Genomic DNA, 18,560 nt, shown 5'->3' with positions numbered 1-18,560 from the left:
CAGTTCTGCGCAGGAGCGCATGTCGGGCCCTCGCGGTTATCCGGAGGGCGTCACGCCAGCTGCATTTTGTATTCCCAGGGGGAATGGATTAAGATTTTTAATTCTTTTGACTTGTTAGTAGTCCTCCGTTTTCTTGACGGAAACTTTGCGAGAGGGTCATGCAGGAAAATTTCATCAACGTCGGTGCCATCCGGACGCGATACCTATCGGAGGGATCGGGCGGAACGCCCATCGTCTTCGTCCATGGCGGAACTATCGGAGACGTCAGTTCGGCCTCGAACGCCGAGGATTTCGAACCCCTGATCGCGGAGATTGGCAAGGACCGCCTTGCCATCGCCGTCGACCGGCTGGGCCAAGGCTACACCGACAACCCGTCCGAGGACGAGGTGATCGGCTGGACGATGAAGGGCTCGGTGCAGCATTTCATCGCCTTCCTCGAAGAACTCGGCAAGGGCCCCTACCACCTCGTCGGCCATTCGCGCGGCGGCTATGTCGTGACGCGCACCACGCTGGAGCGGCCAGACCTCGTCGCCTCGCTGACCATTGGCGACAGCAACACCGTCGCCCCCGGCGGGGCACGCAACGAGGGCATCCACCTGCGCAACCCGCACAAGCCGGGCACGCGCGAGGCGATGGAGTTCACCACCAACGCCTACTACTTCTCGCCCGAGACGCTGTCGCCCGCGTCCATCGACAAGAAGCTGGAAATCCTCGCCACCCCGAAGATCCGCAAGGCCATCGCCCGGATGGGTCCGGGCGGCTACCGGGTGAAGCACTTCCTTCCGGATCTTGCGAAGGACCGCGAGGAGCTGTTCATGCGGCTGGCCAACGAACCGCTGCAGCGCCGCGTGCAGATCCTCTGGGCCTACAACGATCCGACCGCACCGATCGAGATGGGCTACAGCCTGTTCGAACTGATCGCGAAGCATCAGCCGCGGACCAGCATCCACATCGTCAACCAGTCCGGCCACTCGCTCTACCGCGAGCGGTTCGAGAATTTCATCCGCGTGCTCAAGGATCATCTCGAGGGGGTCACCGATGGCTGCTGAACACATGAAGACCACCCGACGCGAGATCGAAGTCGACGGCATCCGCACCACGCTTTACGTGGCGGGCGACGGACCGGCGCTCGTGCTGCTGCACAACGGCTACATGGGCAAGCCCGACGAGGTCGCCTCGGCCGTGATGTGGGCCCCGGTCTTTCACCGTCTGGCGGAGCACTTCACCGTCATCGCCATCGACCGTCTCGGTCAGGGCCGGACGGACAACCCGGCTTCGGCGGACGACTACAGCCTCGAGGCCAGCAAGGACCACGCGTTGAAGGTGATCCGGGCGCTTGGCCATGACCGCGTCCATCTCGTGGGCCATGACGAGGGCGCTTTCGTGGCCGCCCAGCTGGCCATCGAAGAACCCGAGCTGGTCGCGAGCGTCGCGCTCGTGGTGGCGAACGCCCTGACGCCCGGCGTCAGCCGTCGCAATGTCGTCCACGCACACCCGCCCCGGCCCTATCTGGGCCGCACGAGCCTGCGCTGGATGTACGAGACCGCCTGTCATTCGATCCTCGCGGTCCGGTCCGAGTGGATGAATGAGGCCGAAGAGATCGCGACGCTGGACAAGACCGGCGAGGCGATCCGCGTCATGTCGGATGGTGAGACCCACCTGCGCACCTACGTGGCGCAGTGGACGGCCAAGCGCTCTGCGCTGCACCGGCAGTTCCACGACACCGGCCTGCCCTGCCCGACCCTGTTGGTCTGGGGGCTGAACGATCCCGTGGCGCCGCTGGAGAACGGGAAGTACCTGCTGGAACTTCTGACGCCGCAACAGCGGGATACGGAGATCCGGATCTTCAACACCGCAGGCCATTTCCCGCATTGGGAGCACCCCGAGACCTTCGCACGGGTCGTCGGCTCCTACGCGAAAGAGGCCGAGCGGCACGCCGCCGGTCGCGCAGCTTCCGGGAAGTGAGGACATAGTGGGCCGTTTCCTTATATCGCGTTTCGCGTCGGCCATTCCGACGCTTTTCCTGGTCGCCGTGACCGTCTTCACCCTGATCCGTCTGGTTCCGGGCGATCCGGCCGCCTTGCTGCTGGGCGATCAGGCCGATGCGGCGGACATCGCCGCGCTGCGCGAGAGACTGGGACTGGACCTGTCGGTCGTCGACCAGTTCCTGATCTGGGGACGGAACATCCTCATGGGAGATTTCGGGCAGTCCATTTGGCTGGACGAACCGGTGCTGCCCCTGATCCTCGAGAGGTTCATGGTCAGCATCCAGATCGTACTGCCGGCGGTGCTGCTGGCGACTGTGGTGGCGGTGCCCGCGGGCATCATCGCCGCCGCGCGCCAGAACAGCGTGACGGACATCGCCTTCGTCGGCCTCGCCACCGTGCTGCTGTCGATCCCGACCTTCTGGCTGGGCCTGCTGCTCTTGCTGTTCTTCGGCCTGAACATGGGCTGGTTCCCGGTCGTGGGCTACGTCTCGGTCACCGAGAACCCGATGACCGGACTGCTCTACCTCGTGCTGCCGGTAACGACCCTCTTCCTGCACGAACTAGGGTCGGTAATCCGGATGTCGCGCGCCTCGACGCTCGAGGTCCTGCGCCTTGAATACATCACCCACGCCCGCGCTAAGGGCCTGAAGGAAAGCACCATCCTGCGACGCCACGTGTTCAAGAACGCGTTCGGGCCGACGCTGACGCTGCTCGGCCTGATCCTTGGCAACCTGCTGGGCGGCATCGCGGTGATCGAGACCGTCTTCACCATCCCCGGGCTTGGGCGCCTGATGATCGACGCGATCTACGCCCGCGACTACCCGGTCATCCAGGGCTGCATGCTGTTCATCGCTTTCGTCTACGTGGTCGTGAACGTCGTGATCGACCTGCTCTATTCCTTCTTCGATCCGAAAGTCACCGCGTCATGAAACGACCTGCCGCAAACGCCGCAATCGGCACGGCCCTGATCGGTGTCCTGCTCGCGGTGTCCGTGCTCCAGATCTTCTGGACGCCCCACGATCCGATGGGCCTCAACCTGATGGCCCGCCTTCACCCGCCCTCGGCCGAGTTCCCGCTGGGGACCGACGAATTCGGGCGCGACGTGATGAGCCGCCTGATGGTCGGCGCGATGACCAGCGTCACCATCTCGTTCCTGACGGTCGGGCTGGCCCTGCTGATGGGCACGACCATCGGCCTGCTGAGCGGCTACACCCGCGGCTGGCTGGACCGCGGCATCATGACCGTCAACGACGCGCTGCTGGCCTTCCCGGGGATGCTGCTCGCACTGGGGTTGCTGGCCGTTTTCGGCGCGAACAAATACGGCATCATCTTCGCACTGGGCTTTTCCTACACGCCGTCGGTGGCCCGCGTGGTGCGTGGCACGGTGCTGTCGCTGCGTGAACGCGAATTCATCGAGGCCTCCCGCGTGATGGGCAATGGCGAGCTTTACACCATGGTGCGCCACGTCCTGCCCAACTGCCTCGCGCCCCTCATCGTGTTGTCCACGTCGATGTTCGGCTGGGCGCTGCTGTCGGAAAGCGCGCTGAGCTTCCTCGGTCTCGGCGTTCCGCCCCCCGCACCGACATGGGGGAACATGCTGGCCGGGGGCCGGCCCTATCTGGAACAGGCCGCATGGCTTGGCATATTCCCGGGGCTCTGCATCTCGCTCACGCTCCTTGGCATCAACCTTCTGGGCGACGCGCTGCGCGACCGGCTCGATCCGCAGATGAGAGGTGTATCGTGACCCACTCCACCCTTCTGGAGGTCCGCGACCTCACCCTGAAGATCAAGGCAACCGAGAAGACCGTGGTCGACGCCGTCAGCCTCGATGTCAGGCCGGGCGAGGTCGTGGCCATTGTAGGGGAATCCGGCTCGGGCAAGACACAGGTCGCCCGTGCCGTGATGGACCTGACCAACCCTGCCATCGCGCGCGCCTCGGGGTCGAGCACGTTTCAGGGGCAGGACTTCTACGCGCTGACCGACTCGCAGAAGCGCGCGATCCGCGGCAAGGAAATCGGCATGGTCTTCCAGGAGCCGATGACCTCGCTGAACCCCTCGCTGACCATCGGGCAGCAACTGGCCGAGGGTCTGGCCCTGCACACGGCCCTCTCGGCCGAGGAGCGCCGCGCGCGGATCGCCGACATGCTGGAGCGCGTGGGCATCAGCGATCCGGACCACGCACTGGCGGCCTATCCGCACGAGTTCTCGGGCGGGATGAGGCAGCGGATCATGCTGGCCTCCGTCATGCTGCTGAAGCCCGCGCTGCTGATCGCCGACGAGCCGACGACGGCCCTCGACGCCGTGATCCAGCGCGACGTGATGGAACTGATGGTCGAGCTCACCCGCGAGGTGAACACCGCCGTCCTTCTCATCAGCCACGACCTGCCCATGGTCGCGCGCTACGCCGACCACATCCTCGTGATGAAATCGGGTGAAGTGGTCGAGCGCGGCACCTCTGCGGAGGTCCTGTCGGCGCCAAAGCACGATTACACCCGCAAGCTTCTGGCGGCGCTTCCCTTCCGTCCTGCCGCGCGCAGCTTTCCCGATGGCGCCGAGCCGGTGCTCTCCGTCGACAACCTCGTGGTGGAATATGCCGGGCGTCAACGGATGTTCCGGCGCACCAAGCCCAAGCGCGCGCTGAAGGGCGTCAGCGTCACCGTGCGCCCGAACGAGGTGCTGGCCATCGTCGGCGGCTCGGGCTCGGGCAAGACGACGCTTGGACGCGCGGTCACCGGGCTGCTGAGCCCCACCTCCGGCGTGATCCGCTTCGACGGACGCCCGGTGGGCGCGCGGAAGGACCGCGACTACCGCGCCAACTGCCAGATGGTGTTTCAGGACCCCTATTCCTCGCTGAACCCGCGCATGAGCGTGGGCGATCTGGTCAGGGAACCGCTGCGGCTGGAACCCAACCTTTCGCGCCGGGAAAAGCGGGCGCGGACCGAGATGATCCTCGAAGAGGTCGGGCTGGGCGGCGATTTCTACGATCGCTTTCCGCACCAGCTTTCCGGCGGTCAGCGCCAGCGCATCGCCATCGCCCGCGCGATCATCCGCCGCCCCCGCTTGCTGATCGCGGACGAACCCGTCTCGGCGCTGGACGTGACGGTGCGGGCGCAGATCCTCGCGCTGTTTGCCGACCTGCAGAAACGCCACGGCTTCTCCTCGCTGTTCATCAGCCATGACCTTGGCGTCGTCGAACAGGTGTCGGATCGCATCATCGTGATGCAGCACGGCGAGATCGTCGAACAGGGAACGCGCGACCAGATCTTCGACGCGCCCGCCCATCCCTACACGCGCCAGCTGCTTGCCGCGATCCCCGCCCTCAAGGCCACCCCTCAGGGCGGCATCGAGATGACATGGCGCGGCGCTTGAAAGCGGGCCTCCGGCCACGGGCCGACGACGACCCCGTCCGGCGGCCTTCAAGACACCGGGCACAAAGCCCGCGAAATCCAACAGAGAGAGAGGAAGTTTAACGTGAAGACGAAACTGTTAACTGCCGCGGCCTTGACCGCGCTCGCGACGGGCGTGTCGGCCCAAACGCTCAATGTGCAAATGAACGCTGACCTGCGCGACAGCCATCCCGGCGTCAACCGGGACGGCAACTCGGACGGGATCATGGTCCACTTGGTCGAGGGTCTGGTCGGCTACACCGAGCAGACGGAAGTGGTTCCGATGCTGGCAGAGACCGTCGATGTGTCCGAGGACGGCACCACCTTCACCTTCACGCTGCGCGACGGTGTCACCTTCCACAACGGGGAACCGCTGACCTCGAAAGAGGTGCTGTGGAGCTGGGAACACTACATGGACGAGGCGACCGAGTGGGCCTGCGCCCGCGACTTCGATGGCTCGCGCAACCTTGAAGTGACCTCGGTCGAGGCGCCCGACGACAAGACCATCGTGATGAAGACCGACACCCCGTCGGCCGTTTTCCTTGCCCTCATGGCGCGCCCCGAATGCGGCCAGACCGGCATCCTGCACCCCGCCTCGGTCGATGCGGACGGAAACTGGGTCGCCCCCATCGGCACCGGCCCCTTCAAGTGGAGCGAGTGGCGCAAGGGTGAGTTCGTGGACCTCGTCGCCTTCGAGGACTACGCAGCGCTCGATGGCGCGACCGAGCCCGACGGCCTTGTCGGTGCGAAGAAGCCGCTGGTCGACAAGGTCCGCTTCATGGTCATTCCGGACGCGGCCGCCGTCTCTGCGGGTCTGCGGTCCAATGCCATCGACGTGGCCTCGATCTCTCCGGACCTGCTGCCGGAGTTCAAGGACGACCCGAACATGACGCTCTATAACGTGCGCAACTTCGGCAACAACGTGATGTACTTCCAGATCCGCGACCCGCTTCTGGAGAAGGTCGAGATCCGCCGCGCTATCGCGGAGGCAATCGACTTCGACCAGCTGGTCGAAATCGCCTCGCATGGCGTCGGTGTGCCCAACATGTCGATGATCAGCGTGGACTCGGCCTATTACTCCGACGTGCAAAAGAAGCGCCGCGCCTACGATCCCGAAAGCGCCAAGAAGCGCCTTCAGGACGCCGGCTACAATGGCGAGCGGATCTCGATCATCGCCAACAAGCGCGGCAACGTGCCCAGCTACGCCTCTGCCATCGTGGCTCAGGCGATGATGCAGCAGGTGGGTCTGAACGCGCAGATCGACGTGCTCGACTATGCCACCCAGACCGACCGGCGCCGCAACGGCGAAGGCCAGCTTCTCTCGGTCTCGATCGGCCCGCGTTTCGATCCCTCGCTGACCTACGCCTTCTTCATCGGCGACAAGGACGCCGACAAGGGCAAGCTCTGGGATGATCCGAAAGCGATGGAGTTGATGGAGAAGTCCTTCACCACGCTGGATCAGGCGGAACGCCAGAAGATCTTCGACGAGATGCACGAACTGATGCTCGACCAGATGCCGGCCGTCTTCATGTACAACCTCGTCTACAGCTGGGTCGCGACCTCCGAGGTCGAAGGCAAGCCGGTGTGGCAGTCCTTCCCGCGTGCCTGGGAAGTGTCAAAAGCCGAATAAGACCCGACCGGGTCTTCGAAAGGGGCGGCATCGCGGAATGCCGCCCCGTTTTTATCTGCCGAATGGAGGCAACCCAAATGACCAAGGGCGGAAACCCGCAAGCGCGCATCTTCGAGATGGCCGACACGTTGCGCGATGACTTCACCGCTGTCAGCGACGAGATCTGGGGCCACGCGGAACTGCGCTTCGTTGAGCGCAAATCCTGTCAGGCGCAGATCGCCGTCATGGAAAAGCACGGCTTCAAGATCACCCGCAACGCCGCCGGGATCGAAACCGCCTTCGTTGCGGAACGCGGAAGCGAAGGCCCCGTGATCGCCTTCCTCGGCGAGTTCGATGCCCTCTCCGGGCTGAGCCAGAAGGCCGGGCTGGATCACCACGACCCCATCGTCACCGGTGGCACCGGTCACGGCTGCGGGCACAACCTGCTGGGAAGCGGCGCGATGCTGGCCGCGGCCACGCTGGCGCGCGTGGCGGAAGAGCAAGGCATTCCGGTCAGGGTCCGCTACTACGGCTGCCCCGGCGAGGAAGGCGGCTCCGGCAAGGCCTTCATGGCCCGCGAGGGGTTGTTCGACGATGTGGACGCCGCGCTGACATGGCACCCTGCCCCGATCACCGGCGCGCGCTCCAACACCAACCTGGCCGTCATCAGCGTCTACTACCGTTTCGAGGGCCGCGCCGCCCATGCCAGCCACTCGGCGCATCTGGGCCGCAGCGCGCTCGACGCGATGGATTTGATGAATGTCGGGGTCAATTTCCTGCGCGAGCACGTGCCCCCCGATGTCCGCATGCACTATGCCATCACCGACACCGGCGGGTCCTCCCCCAACGTGGTGCAGGCCCGGGCAGAGTCGCTCTACTACGTTCGTGCGCTGGACGTGACCACGGCGCTCGAGGTCATCGAGCGGGTCAACGACGTGGCGCGCGGTGCAGCGTTGATGACCGGCACCGAGGTCACCATCTCCGTCGACCGGGGCACATCCAACCTCGTGCCTAACACCGTGCTGGAGCAGGTGATCCACGACAAGCTGGTGGCCTTGGGTCCGGTGCCCTTCGACGCCGAGGATCATGCCTTCGCCCGCAGGATCCAAGCGACCTTCCCCGAGGGCGCGGTCGAGGCCAGCACCAAGCTTTATCACGCCCAGAAGGATGCGGTCCTGAACCGGATCGATCCGGACGCGGCCCTGCACACCGGGATCCGCCAGTTCGAGGGTGCCCCGCATCACCGTGCCGGTTCGACCGACGTGGGCGACGTGAGCTGGCTGGCGCCCACCGTGCAATGCTGGACCGCCACATGGGCGCTCGGCACGCCGCTTCATACCTGGCAGGTGGTGGCTCAGGGCAAGAGCCCGGGCGCGCACAAGGCGATGATCCACGCCGGCAAGGCGCTGGCCGCGACGGGCCTCGAGATGCTCACCGATCCCGAGGTGCTCAAGCGCGCCCGCGCCGAATGGCAGGAACGCCTGAACGGCAAGCGTTACGTCTCGCCCATCCCGGACGGAGTCGAACCGCAGCCGCCGCGAGAGGTTGTCTGACCGAAGCGCCCACCGCTATGGTCTTGCCAAGACGGGCGGGATCGCCCCAAGGCAGAGCGACATGGACGAGCAATTTTCCACCAAGGATCTGCAAACCTTCGTCGAGCTGGCGAACTCCGCCAGCTTCACGCTTGCGGCGGAGAACCTGCACGTCACGCAGTCGGCGCTGAGCAAGCGGATCGCCGATCTCGAACTGAAGCTTGGGGTCAAACTCTTCGACCGCACGACGCGCAGGCTGCACCTCACGGTCGAGGGGCGGGAGTTCAGGGAGATGGCGGAAGCGATCCTGGAGCAGGTCCGCCGTTCCGTCTCGGACCTGCGGCAAATGGCAAAGGGCGAGCGGGGCCGTCTCTGGATGACGGCGGCCCCGCACTTGTCCTCGACCCTCATCCCGCCGGTCCTTGCAACATTTTCGGCGTGCAACCCGCTGGTGCAGATCGAGTATTACGACTGTCGTCGCAAGGACATGATCCGGTACATCCGCACCGGATCGGCCGAGTTCGGGATCATCGGTGGCATGATCGGACAGGACCACAATTTCCCGGCAGAGTTCGAAACCACGCGCATCCTTCAGGTCGAGCAGCAGATGTCGGTGGGCTTCTCGCCCGGCCATCCGCTTGAAGAGGCCGATGTCATTCGCTGGGAAGACCTGACGCCCTACAAGCTGATCAGCCTGCGGTCCAGCGGCGGCCTCGGACACATGTACAAGGTCGTGACGCAGAACATGCAGGTCGACCTGCAAAAGGCCATCGAGGTCTCGATCATCACCACGGCCATGGGCATGGCGTCGAATGGACTGGGGATCGTGATCTTTCCGTCCTATGTGGTCGAGAACTTCGACAGCCGCCGCCTGACGCACCGCGCGATCCACGGCTCGCGGCTGGACTACGAGTTCGCGTTCCTGCATCTCGAAGGCCACAGCCTGTCGGGTGCGGCGACAAGTTTCGGCGAAATCATGCGGCAACGTCTGACCCGGTAGTAAAAGATCTTCGATGTCTCCCCCAGTGGGCGTTCGTCCTGCTGTCCGAGACGCGCCGTGCCGTGATGGTGCGACGCTGAAATGGGTCGTCACGCACCAGCCAGAAGCCCGGCATAGACGCCGCCCTGCGCAGCCAGAGCGGCATGTTTGCCGTTCGCGACCACCCGCCCGCGCTGCATCACGACGACCAGGTCGGCCTCACGGATGGTCGAGAGCCGGTGTTTGATGGTGATGGTCGTGCGGACCTTCGACAGCCCGTCCAGCGCTTGGGACATCGCGCGTTCTGTTCGCGTATCGAGCGCGCTTGTCGCCTCGTCCAGCAGATCGTCGGCGCCACTGACGGTCACATTGAAGGAGGAAGCCCCGATCGGAATCGTCAGGGTCGAACCGTTGAGCGTCACACCGTCGGAAAAAGTCGTTGTGCCGTAGTCCGCCGCCGTTGTCGTGATATCGCTGAGTGCAAAGGCAAAGTCTTGTGCGACCGCAGTGGCGCCGGAAAGCGTGACCACGTGAACGAGATCAGTGCCGTCGGCCTGCGTCGCATCGGATATGCCGGTGACGACGACAAAGGAGTCATTGTCCTGGATCCGTTCCGGTCGCCGGGATGCCTGCGACGGAGAGGCCACAGACCTCGTCACTCTCCACCTCGCTGTCGTCCACGGTGGCGACACTGATCGTGAAACTGGTCAGTCCGGCAGGCAAAACCAGGCTGCCACCGCTCAGAATGACGCCATCGGAATAGCTGATGGCACCGACATCGGCATCGCTGGTGGAGGTATTCCCGCGCAGGAAACCAAGTCGCTCGGACCCGTCACTGGTGACGGAGAGCGTGGCCGTGTGGACCAACGTCGTGCCTTCTGGCCCGATGGCGCTGGTGACACTGTCGACTGTTGCGAAATAGCTGTCGAGCTGCGCCGCGATGGCTGTGCCATTGGCGTTGGCCGAGGGCAAGACACTGCCGCCGAGACGATAGGCAGAGACATCCCCGATCACGACCAGGAATTCCTGTTGTACGAAATAGGCCTCCAGCGGGGAACCGGTTTCGGCAAGAAAGGTCACGGCGGAAATCGCCGACGACCCGGTGGGCGGGGCCGGACGAATTCCCCTTGCGACCCGGAAGCGCCACTAATCGTGACATCGCTGCAGGTGATCCTGCCCCTCAGCACGCCAGAGGTCAGCGAATTCGAAAATGTATCGTTGTCCGGCGTCGAGGTGAAGAGCGCTGTGGCTCCGGGCGCATGACTCTCGAGGCTGTCGGTCAGCGTGATGTTGCCGGTGGATGAACTGGCCACGTACAGCTCATGGATATCGAAAGACGCCGCCATCAGCAGGGTCGCGGAAACGGTCCACAGCAGGCCGAGGGTGAAGCGCACCGTCAGAGCCTTAAACCATTCGAGAATCACTAGCGGCTTCATGGAAAAAGTGTTGGTAATCTCAAGGTATTACCACTCGGCTATGCCGTAAGCGGGCAACCGAGGCCGTTCAGAGTTTGGAGGTCCACAGCGTAAGAGCGTCGATTTCGGCGCTTGGCCATCGGTTTCGCGATACGTCCCAGGGTCTGGGTGAGCCGCGCCAGCGGATCTGCGTTGTCCACCTTGCAGGTCTGGATATAGGCGGCGATGGCGGCCCATTCAGCCGCCGTCTGACCCGGCGAATTGGCTGTTCTTCCTCGTGATGGTCTGGCGCCTGATGGCCGGCTCGACGATGTTGGAGTAGCCCATTGCCGGCCCATCGGTGTGGAAGCAAAGCGATCAAAGATCTCGCGCCGGGCGATGGCATAACGGATGACCTCAGCCCGCTTCGACTTGCCGGAGAAGGTCGGCAGTGTTTGCTGCCACAGGTGTCAAGCGCAGGCACCGCGACGTTACAAAGTTCCGCTTCCTGCGCATCGCTGCCGTTCGTCCAAGACGCAGTGAAGTTCGGCTGTCCGCCATTTGGTGGAAAGACACCCGTTTCGTTTGCGAGCGCAGAATGTTGACGGTCGGAAGGCGCCCTGAGCAGACTGGATAGCGCAGATAGCGGGGCAGTCGATGCGCTACGTCCGGGTAACGATGGGTATTTCAAGCATTCCTTGCTTCGGCCGAGGCGCGACAATCGGGGTGCTTGCGGATTCGGGCATCGCTGCTATGCAAGCAGAACCATGCGAGTGCTGATCAGGACATTCCCCTTCGGCGCGCTTGTCGCGCTGTTGTTCGTCGCTCTGGCGACGTCCGGCTTCGCGCATCGCATCGCTTCTCCGGACGAGCAGGCTGCCATCGCCTTTGCACAGGCTTACGGGGTCGATGTTTCGGAGATCTGCGGCGGGCCGGGAGAGACGTCGGGAGGGAAGGGCTGTGAGGCCTGTCGGCTTCATGCCGTCACGAGCCTGCCGCAACCAGCCGTCGGCCTCATCCTTGCCGAACTCTCGCTTGATCCGGTGGATTGGGCGTCCCGGCCCCCGATCCTGCACGATCTTGCCGCGGTGCTCCCGCATCACGCGCGGGCGCCCCCGACCGTCTGATCCTCTTGCGGTCGGGATCGAGAGCATTCCGATATATCGCACCCCTCGGCAGTCTGCCTGATCTCTCGCGCGATGCCGTTGCGTGACAGACGGCAGCGCGAGCGCCCGAGTGGCGCCAGATCCGATCAGAGCCTTCCGTCATCCGGCCATGGGACAGATCGCCCCGTGCCTCTCACCATTCTCTCATGCCCGGCATTGCCGGCCAATTCAGAAGAGGACCGTCATGAAACGCGCCCTGACCCTGATCTTCCTTGCCCTCGCCACGCCTTTGGCGGCCCACGATACCACTGCAGGCAACCTGCACATTGATCATCCCTGGATGCCGGTGCCGATGGCCACGGCGAAATCCGCCGCCGGGTATATGGTCATCACCAACCACGGCAGCGAGGCTGACGCGCTTGTCGAGGTCCGCAGCGATTTCGCCGAGCAGACCATGCTGCACACCACCGAGCATTCCGACGGCGTCGCGAAGATGACCCATGTCATGACTCTGCCCATCGCCCCCGGCGAGACGGCAACGCTGCAACCGGACGGTCTGCATGTCATGTTCATGGGCCTTCAGGACAAGGTCGCCGAGGGCGACCTGATCCCGGCCACGCTGGTTTTCCGTCACGCGGGCGAGGTCGCGGTCGAGTTCGCCGTGGATGCGATGGCCGGCCACGATCACGGCGATCATTCGAACCATTCCGGCCACTAAACCTTGCCCTTCCTCAGGACGATAACACGGGCGCTGCTGCTTCTGGGGCTGATCGGCACGAGCGTCGTGCCGACCGGCTTCATGCGCGTATCCGGCCCCGAGGGCATACGCCTCGTGATCTGTACCGGGGACGGTCCGCAGGAGATCACCGTCGATGCGAGCGGTGCGCCGATCCCCGACGATGATACCGGTGACGCACCCGACGAAGATCATCGTAGCGCGTCCTGCATCCTGTCAGGGCTCGTACCGACGCTCGTTCCGGATCTCACCGTCGTCCGGCTCAAGGGGGCGGCGCACCGTGTGAACCTCTGGCGCAGGGAGCACCAGATCCTTGCCCGAGGCCCGCCCCTGCGCATCGCCGCAGCCCGCGCGCCGCCACGTCCCGTCTGACCCCGAAAGCCTTCAACTCTTTCCGTCGGACAAGGACATATAGTCATGACATCCCCCCTGGACGCGGCCGACACGCAAAAGCGTGACCGCGCCTTCTATTTCGCCGCGTGGCGCTGGCATTTCTATGCCGGGCTCTACGTCATTCCCTTCCTCCTGATGCTGGCCGTGACCGGCCTCGTCATGCTCTGGATCGCGTATGTCCAGGGCATCGGCGACGAGAAGCGCAGCGTCATCCCCGGCGAGGTGCCGCTGCCCGTCAGCGCCCTGCAATCCGCGGCCGAGGCTGCTGTGCCGGGCAGCACCGCCAGCCAGTATGTCGCGCCCCTCGGCCCCGACCATGCCGCCGTCTTCCGGGTGAGCTTTGAGGGCACCGCCACCGGCGTCACGCTCGACCCCTATACCGCAGAGGTGCTGCACAGCTTCCCGTGGCGGGCAGGCTGGTATGACCTTGCCAACGATATCCACGGAACGCTGCTCATCGGCACCACCGGAGACCTGCTGATCGAGGCCGCCGCCAGTCTCGGGCTTTTGCTGGTCATCACCGGACTCTACCTGCACTGGCCCCGCAACGGATCGGGCCTGCGCGATATGCTGGTGCCGGCGCTGCACAAACGCGGGCGGGCGCTGTGGAAGTCGCTGCACGGGGTGACGGCCTTCTGGTTCTCGATCGTGCTGGTGCTGTTCCTGATCTCTGGGCTCAGCTGGGCCGGGATCTGGGGCGGCAAAATGGTGCAGGCGTGGAACACCTTTCCCGCCGAGAAATGGGGCGCGCCCCTGTCGGACGAAACCCATGCCAGCATGAACCACGAAGGCTCCCATGAGGTGCCCTGGACGCTGGAGCAGACGCCGATGCCACTGTCGGGTTCGCTGGCCGGAACGCGGGCCATCGAAGGGCCGGTGACCATCGACAGCGTTGCGGCCTTTGCCGACGGGCTGGGCTTTGACCGGCGCTACAACCTGAACCTGCCCGACGGCCCGTCAGGCGTGTGGACGATCAGCCATGACAGCATGTCGAACGACGGGCCGGACCCGGCGGCGGACCGGACGATCCATATCGACCGCTACTCGGGCAACGTGCTCGCCGATGTGCGCTACGCCGATTATTCCACCTATGCCAAGGCGATGGCCTGGGGCATCGCGCTGCACGAGGGTGACCTCGGCGTCTGGAACTTTGCGCTGAACACCGCCTTCATTGTCGCGATGATCTTCGTTTCCATCTCGGGGCTGGTGCTGTGGTGGAAACGTCGCCCGGCCGGGGCGGGCCGGCTTGCCGCGCCGCCGGTGCCTGCGGACATGCCGATGTGGAAAGGCGCGGTGCTGGTGGCGCTGGTTCTGGCCATGGCCTTCCCGATGGCGGGGGTGGCGCTGCTGTCGGTGATCGCCGTGGATCTTCTGGTGCTGTCCAACGCTCCGCGCCTCAAGCGCGCAGTGTCGTGAGGGGGCTGGCATGCAGATCGCACCGCAATCTCACGCATGGGGGCATCCTCCGGCGGCACGTCCCGCTCGCCCGGCGCTGTTCCGGGGGCTGACCACGCCCGAGATGCGGCGTGTCCGCCGTGTCTTCACCGAAGACCTCTACGAGGGCGACGAGGCGGTTCCCCGTGATCCCGCGCGCGCGCCCTTCGTGGGCTTGCTGCTGGACGGGTGCCTGCGCGAGGACGCCACATCGCCGGACGGCGAACGGCTCTTTGCGTTGACCTTTCCCGGCGAGACGCTCTCGCCTCTCGGCCCGCGCCGCTGCAGGGGACGGCTGAGCGCCATTGGCGCGGTGCGGCTTCTGACCTGTGACCGAGATGGGTTCGAGCGGATCGCGCAGGCTGTGCCACGCTTGAGGCTCAACCTGCTCGGGCTGGTGCAGGAGCAACTGGCCGAGGCGCACCGCTGGCAGGTGCTGCTGGGCCGCAAGAACGCCTCCGAGCGGGTCGCCTCCATGCTGCACTGGTTCCACGCGCGGCAGGGCGCCCCCGCCGAGCTGCATCTGCCTGTGAACCGCACCGAGCTGGGGCAGATGGCGGGCCTCACCATGGAAACCGTGTCGCGGCAGGTCCGTGCTTTCGAAAAGGCAGGCGTCATCGATCTGCCGCTGCCAAGCCGTGTCCGGGTGATCGACCCGGGCGCGCTGCAAACTCTGTCCGGCGACGCCCGAACGCAACGCCTTCATTGACCAAAGGAAACACCATGAAACACCTGACCTTTCCCGCCCTCGCCCTGCTGTCGCTGAGCGCGCCCGCCTGGGCCGAGATCACCATCACCGACCTGCGCGGCCGCGAGGTGACGCTCGACTCCGCCGCGCAGGAGGTGCTGCTGGGCTTCTACTACGAGGATTTCCTTGCCGTGACAGGCGAAGGTGCGGTGGACCGCATCGTCGGCCTGTCGCGTGGCCCCTGGGCCGACTGGCGCCCGAAGCAGTGGGAGATCTACACCGCCGCCTTCCCGCAGCTGGCCGATCTGCCCGACGTCGGCGACACCGAAAGCAGCACCTTCTCCATCGAGACGGCGCTGGCGACGGACCCGGACCTCGTGATCCTCGCGGGCTGGCAGTACGACTCGCTAGGTGAGTCCGCGCAGCAGTTCGACACGGCGGGCATCCCCGTGCTGGTGCTCGATTACAACGCGCAGACGCTGGACGCGCACCTTGCGTCGACCCGCGCGCTGGGGAAAGCGATGGGCACAGAGGATCGGGCCGAGGCGCTTGCAACCCTCTATGAGGACATGACCGCCGACACCGCCGCCCGCGTTGAGAATGCAACGGCCTCGCCGAAGGTCTATGTCGAGCTGGCGCAGAAGGGCCCGGACGAGGTGGGCAACACCTATGCGGGCGGCATGTGGGGCGGCGTGATCGACCGGCTTGGCGGGACCAACATCGCCAATGGCCAGATCGAGAACTGGGGGCCGCTGTCGCCCGAATACGTGCTGGCCGAGGCGCCTGAGGTGATCTTCCTGTCGGGCTCCGAATGGCTGAACAGGCCCGCCGCCGTGCCGATGGGCTTTGCCGCCGACCCAGCTTTGGCGCAGGACCGCATGGACGCCTATCTCGCGCGTCCGGGCTGGTCCGATCTGCCCGCCGTGCAAGAGAGCGAAGTCTATGGCATCTATCACGGCGGGTCGCGCACCCTGTCGGATTTCGCCTACTTCCGCTTCATGGGCAAAGCGCTGCACCCCGAGGCCTTCGCGGACGTCGATCCGCAGGCCGAGCTGGCGCAGTTCTACGCCGACTGGCTGCCGATTGAACTGGACGGCACCTTCATGCTGCACGCGGAATGAGCTTTGCACCAAGTGAACGGAGCGGTTTCGACCGCTCCGGCATACCCCGGGCGGGGGCGGTTGTTGCCGCTTTCGCCGTTCTGAGCGCGCTGATGGTGGCGGATCTGGTGACCGGACCGGCGGGGCTGCCGCTGGACGAAGTGCTGCGCGGCCTGTCGGACGGACCGCAGGGCGAGGACCGTCGCCTTGCCACGATCCTGTGGCACCTGCGCATGCCTCAGACGCTGATGGCGACGCTGGTCGGCTGTGCGCTGGGAATTGCGGGGCTGCTCATGCAGACCATCCTCGCCAACCCGTTGGCGAGCCCCTACACGCTGGGCTTTTCCGCCGCCGCCGGTTTCGGCGCGGCACTGGTGATCCTGTTCGGCACGGCGCTGCCGGTCGCCACCTGGATCGGTATTCCCGTCGCGGCCTTTGCCGCAACGCTCATCGCCGCCGGGCTGGTGCAGCTTGTGGCGCATTACCGGGGCGCCTCGCCCGAGATGCTGGTGCTGGCGGGGATCGCGGTGCTGTTCTTCTTCCAGTCGCTGCAATCGCTGCTGCAATTCATGGCCGCGCCCGAGGTGCTGCAGCAGATCGTCTTCTGGCTCTTCGGCAGTCTGCTCAAGGCGACATGGACCAGCGTCAAGGTACTGACGGTAATCCTCCTTCTGACGCTGCCCTTTGTGCTGCGCGAGGTCTGGAACCTGACCGCGCTGCGCCTCGGGAGCAGCAACGCGGCAAGCCTCGGACTCGACGTCGCGGCGCTGCGCCGCCGGGTTCTGGTGCTAGTGGCGCTGCTGACCGCAGGCGCGGTGAGCTTCACCGGCACCATCGGCTTTGTCGGGCTGATCGCGCCGCATGTGGGCCGGGCGCTGGTGGGCGAAGATCACCGCTTTGGCCTGCCCATGGCAGGGATCATGGGCGCCATCGTGCTCGTCGCCGCCTCGGTGACCGGCAAGATCCTCTCGCCCGGCGCGGTGATCCCCGTCGGAATCATCACCGCCATCGCGGGCATCCCGATGCTGCTGGCAGTCATCCTGATGAAAGGCCGCTCATGATCCTGACCGAGTTTCGCGTCCACGCAAGCCGCCGCTGCCTGCTGGACATCGCCGGGCTGGAGCTGCCCTCGCGCGGGCTTGTCGGTGTCATCGGCCCGAACGGCGCAGGCAAGTCGACACTGATGAAGGCGCTGGCCGGGGTCATTCCCCACGACGGGCAGAAATCGCTGGAGGGCGGCTGGCCCGACCCTGCGGGGATCGGTTACCTGCCGCAGGATTTCACCGTCAGCGCAGCAATGTCGGTCGCTGAATGCGTGCTTCTGGGAAGGCGCGAACGGCTCGGCTGGTGGATCACCGCCCGCGACAGGGCCGAGGTCGCCCGCGTCCTTGCGCACCTCGATCTCGGGGCGCTTGCAGGCGCGCGCATGGACCGACTGTCCGGGGGCCAGCAACAGCGCGTCCTGCTGGCGCAGAAGCTGCTGCGCGACCCGCGCCTGCTGATCCTCGACGAGCCGACGAGCGCGCTCGACCTGCACCACCAGCTCGAGGTGCTCACGCATCTGCAGCGGCTTTCTCGGGACAGGCTGGTGCTCGTGAGCCTGCACGACCTGACCCTTGTCGGTCGCTTCGCAGAGCAGGTCGTCCTGATCGAACAGGGCGCGGTGAGAACCGCAGGCCAACCGAAGATCGTCCTGCATTCGATGCACCTCGACCATGTCTACGCCATCGACAGCCAGATTCTGTCGGACCGTAACAACGCCCCCGTCGTAATCGCCCATCGTCCGGAAGAGCGCCATCCGGAAGATGGCAACGATGGCGATATTCGGCAGTGCAACAAGCACTCTCAGCTCACCCTGCTCCGCCCTTGAAGCGTGCGCCCGACAGGCGGCTATAGACATGGTTGAGTTGGGCTCGGATCAGACATGCGACGGTGCTGTGAGACCCACCGCCGGGTCGAGCAGCCGTTCGCCGCACTTGCGAACCCCGGCTGGATCGGAAGGTCCGCAGTGCCGACGGAGAAGCCACCGTTCGCTGCAGTTGCGCCAAGGTCTGTAGTCAAGTTGCTTAAGCTCAGGACACATAAGCAGTAGATGACCGTCGCTGCGAGGGCGATGGCCGAGAGAAAGACCTTAGGGCAACGGTCATAGCGCCTGGCAACGCGCCTCCAGCCAGAAGAGATCCCGCTTTTTTTCGTGCGGTGAATCATGCCTTTC

The 18,560-nt window shown here is 65.2% G+C and carries 19 protein-coding genes and 1 pseudogene; 16 read left to right on the top strand and 4 right to left on the bottom strand.

Annotated features, from left to right (window positions below):
* Window positions 1-158 precede the first annotated feature (158 nt).
* The 8 genes from ABFK29_RS22620 (at window position 159) to ABFK29_RS22585 (ending at window position 9,515) form a co-directional block, all read left to right on the top strand.
* Entirely contained in the window at window positions 159-1,049 is an 891-nt protein-coding gene (locus ABFK29_RS22620; protein ID WP_005859814.1) for an alpha/beta fold hydrolase, read from the top strand.
* Window positions 1,039-1,965: an alpha/beta fold hydrolase gene (locus tag ABFK29_RS22615; protein WP_005859816.1), complete on the top strand. Its 927-nt coding sequence runs from the start codon at window positions 1,039-1,041 to the stop codon at window positions 1,963-1,965. Before ABFK29_RS22620 ends, ABFK29_RS22615 begins: the two co-directional genes overlap by 11 nt.
* A gap of 7 nt (window positions 1,966-1,972) precedes the next feature.
* A complete protein-coding gene (locus ABFK29_RS22610) occupies window positions 1,973-2,917 on the top strand; it encodes an ABC transporter permease (RefSeq protein ID WP_005859818.1) in 945 nt (314 codons plus the stop codon).
* Entirely contained in the window at window positions 2,914-3,732 is an 819-nt protein-coding gene (locus ABFK29_RS22605) for an ABC transporter permease (protein WP_005859821.1), read from the top strand. Before ABFK29_RS22610 ends, ABFK29_RS22605 begins: the two co-directional genes overlap by 4 nt.
* A complete protein-coding gene (locus ABFK29_RS22600) occupies window positions 3,729-5,357 on the top strand; it encodes a dipeptide ABC transporter ATP-binding protein (RefSeq protein WP_005859823.1) in 1,629 nt (542 codons plus the stop codon). Before ABFK29_RS22605 ends, ABFK29_RS22600 begins: the two co-directional genes overlap by 4 nt.
* Window positions 5,358-5,459: 102 nt before the next feature.
* Window positions 5,460-7,004, top strand: coding sequence for an ABC transporter substrate-binding protein (locus ABFK29_RS22595; RefSeq protein WP_040604641.1), 1,545 nt, complete (start codon window positions 5,460-5,462; stop codon window positions 7,002-7,004).
* A 77-nt stretch (window positions 7,005-7,081) separates the two neighbouring features.
* Window positions 7,082-8,536, top strand: a complete 1,455-nt coding sequence (locus ABFK29_RS22590) for a M20 family metallopeptidase (RefSeq protein ID WP_005859827.1) — start codon at window positions 7,082-7,084, stop codon at window positions 8,534-8,536.
* Between the two features lie 61 nt (window positions 8,537-8,597).
* Window positions 8,598-9,515, top strand: a complete 918-nt coding sequence (locus ABFK29_RS22585; protein ID WP_005859829.1) for a LysR family transcriptional regulator — start codon at window positions 8,598-8,600, stop codon at window positions 9,513-9,515.
* 89 nt (window positions 9,516-9,604) lie between these two features.
* Here ABFK29_RS22585 and ABFK29_RS25195 read toward each other — a convergent pair whose 3' ends face one another.
* From ABFK29_RS25195 to ABFK29_RS22565, 4 genes and pseudogenes are all read right to left on the bottom strand, one after another.
* On the bottom strand, window positions 9,605-10,141 hold the full coding sequence (locus ABFK29_RS25195; protein WP_005859831.1) for a hypothetical protein: 537 nt from the start codon (window positions 10,139-10,141) through the stop codon (window positions 9,605-9,607).
* Window positions 10,089-10,574, bottom strand: a complete 486-nt coding sequence (locus ABFK29_RS22575) for a hypothetical protein (RefSeq protein WP_005859833.1) — start codon at window positions 10,572-10,574, stop codon at window positions 10,089-10,091. Before ABFK29_RS22575 ends, ABFK29_RS25195 begins: the two co-directional genes overlap by 53 nt.
* Window positions 10,571-10,930 carry a hypothetical protein gene (locus ABFK29_RS22570; protein WP_005859835.1) on the bottom strand — a complete coding sequence of 120 codons (360 nt, stop codon included), beginning with the start codon at window positions 10,928-10,930 and terminating at the stop codon, window positions 10,571-10,573. Before ABFK29_RS22570 ends, ABFK29_RS22575 begins: the two co-directional genes overlap by 4 nt.
* A 67-nt stretch (window positions 10,931-10,997) precedes the next feature.
* A pseudogene (locus tag ABFK29_RS22565) lies at window positions 10,998-11,355 on the bottom strand (IS66 family transposase); the annotation flags it as partial.
* Window positions 11,356-11,655: 300 nt separating this feature from the next.
* Here ABFK29_RS22565 and ABFK29_RS22560 point away from each other — a divergent pair.
* From ABFK29_RS22560 to ABFK29_RS22525, 8 genes are all read left to right on the top strand, one after another.
* On the top strand, window positions 11,656-12,015 hold the full coding sequence (locus ABFK29_RS22560; protein WP_040604643.1) for a hypothetical protein: 360 nt from the start codon (window positions 11,656-11,658) through the stop codon (window positions 12,013-12,015).
* Window positions 12,016-12,238: 223 nt separating this feature from the next.
* Window positions 12,239-12,712: a copper chaperone PCu(A)C gene (locus tag ABFK29_RS22555; RefSeq protein ID WP_005859841.1), complete on the top strand. Its 474-nt coding sequence runs from the start codon at window positions 12,239-12,241 to the stop codon at window positions 12,710-12,712.
* Window positions 12,713-12,715: 3 nt separating this feature from the next.
* Entirely contained in the window at window positions 12,716-13,102 is a 387-nt protein-coding gene (locus ABFK29_RS22550) for a DUF2946 family protein (protein ID WP_005859842.1), read from the top strand.
* Between the two features lie 45 nt (window positions 13,103-13,147).
* Entirely contained in the window at window positions 13,148-14,539 is a 1,392-nt protein-coding gene (locus ABFK29_RS22545) for a PepSY-associated TM helix domain-containing protein (protein ID WP_005859845.1), read from the top strand.
* Window positions 14,540-14,549: 10 nt separating this feature from the next.
* Window positions 14,550-15,266 carry a Crp/Fnr family transcriptional regulator gene (locus ABFK29_RS22540; protein ID WP_040604644.1) on the top strand — a complete coding sequence of 239 codons (717 nt, stop codon included), beginning with the start codon at window positions 14,550-14,552 and terminating at the stop codon, window positions 15,264-15,266.
* Window positions 15,267-15,280: 14 nt separating this feature from the next.
* Window positions 15,281-16,366, top strand: coding sequence for an ABC transporter substrate-binding protein (locus tag ABFK29_RS22535; protein ID WP_005859849.1), 1,086 nt, complete (start codon window positions 15,281-15,283; stop codon window positions 16,364-16,366).
* A complete protein-coding gene (locus ABFK29_RS22530) occupies window positions 16,363-17,406 on the top strand; it encodes a FecCD family ABC transporter permease (RefSeq protein ID WP_040604645.1) in 1,044 nt (347 codons plus the stop codon). The genes ABFK29_RS22535 and ABFK29_RS22530 overlap by 4 nt, the downstream gene beginning before the upstream one ends.
* Window positions 17,403-18,215: an ABC transporter ATP-binding protein gene (locus ABFK29_RS22525; RefSeq protein WP_005859852.1), complete on the top strand. Its 813-nt coding sequence runs from the start codon at window positions 17,403-17,405 to the stop codon at window positions 18,213-18,215. Before ABFK29_RS22530 ends, ABFK29_RS22525 begins: the two co-directional genes overlap by 4 nt.
* The last annotated feature ends 345 nt before the right edge of the window (window positions 18,216-18,560 follow it).

It is taken from the genome of Sagittula stellata E-37 (assembly GCF_039724765.1).
Lineage (GTDB): Bacteria > Pseudomonadota > Alphaproteobacteria > Rhodobacterales > Rhodobacteraceae > Sagittula > Sagittula stellata.
The sequence above is the reverse complement of the archived record's forward strand: the minus strand, read 5'-3'. Positions and strand labels throughout refer to the sequence as shown.

Coding starts and splice junctions, on each gene's coding strand:
- ABFK29_RS22540 (WP_040604644.1), top strand. CDS start 14,550: ATGCAGATCGCACCGCAATCTCACGCATGGGGGCATCCTCCGGCGGCA.
- ABFK29_RS22590 (WP_005859827.1), top strand. CDS start 7,082: ATGACCAAGGGCGGAAACCCGCAAGCGCGCATCTTCGAGATGGCCGAC.
- ABFK29_RS22585 (WP_005859829.1), top strand. CDS start 8,598: ATGGACGAGCAATTTTCCACCAAGGATCTGCAAACCTTCGTCGAGCTG.
- ABFK29_RS22570 (WP_005859835.1), bottom strand. CDS start 10,930: ATGAAGCCGCTAGTGATTCTCGAATGGTTTAAGGCTCTGACGGTGCGC.
- ABFK29_RS22535 (WP_005859849.1), top strand. CDS start 15,281: ATGAAACACCTGACCTTTCCCGCCCTCGCCCTGCTGTCGCTGAGCGCG.
- ABFK29_RS22525 (WP_005859852.1), top strand. CDS start 17,403: ATGATCCTGACCGAGTTTCGCGTCCACGCAAGCCGCCGCTGCCTGCTG.
- ABFK29_RS22555 (WP_005859841.1), top strand. CDS start 12,239: ATGAAACGCGCCCTGACCCTGATCTTCCTTGCCCTCGCCACGCCTTTG.
- ABFK29_RS22530 (WP_040604645.1), top strand. CDS start 16,363: ATGAGCTTTGCACCAAGTGAACGGAGCGGTTTCGACCGCTCCGGCATA.
- ABFK29_RS22560 (WP_040604643.1), top strand. CDS start 11,656: ATGCGAGTGCTGATCAGGACATTCCCCTTCGGCGCGCTTGTCGCGCTG.
- ABFK29_RS22545 (WP_005859845.1), top strand. CDS start 13,148: ATGACATCCCCCCTGGACGCGGCCGACACGCAAAAGCGTGACCGCGCC.
- ABFK29_RS22605 (WP_005859821.1), top strand. CDS start 2,914: ATGAAACGACCTGCCGCAAACGCCGCAATCGGCACGGCCCTGATCGGT.
- ABFK29_RS22620 (WP_005859814.1), top strand. CDS start 159: ATGCAGGAAAATTTCATCAACGTCGGTGCCATCCGGACGCGATACCTA.
- ABFK29_RS22615 (WP_005859816.1), top strand. CDS start 1,039: ATGGCTGCTGAACACATGAAGACCACCCGACGCGAGATCGAAGTCGAC.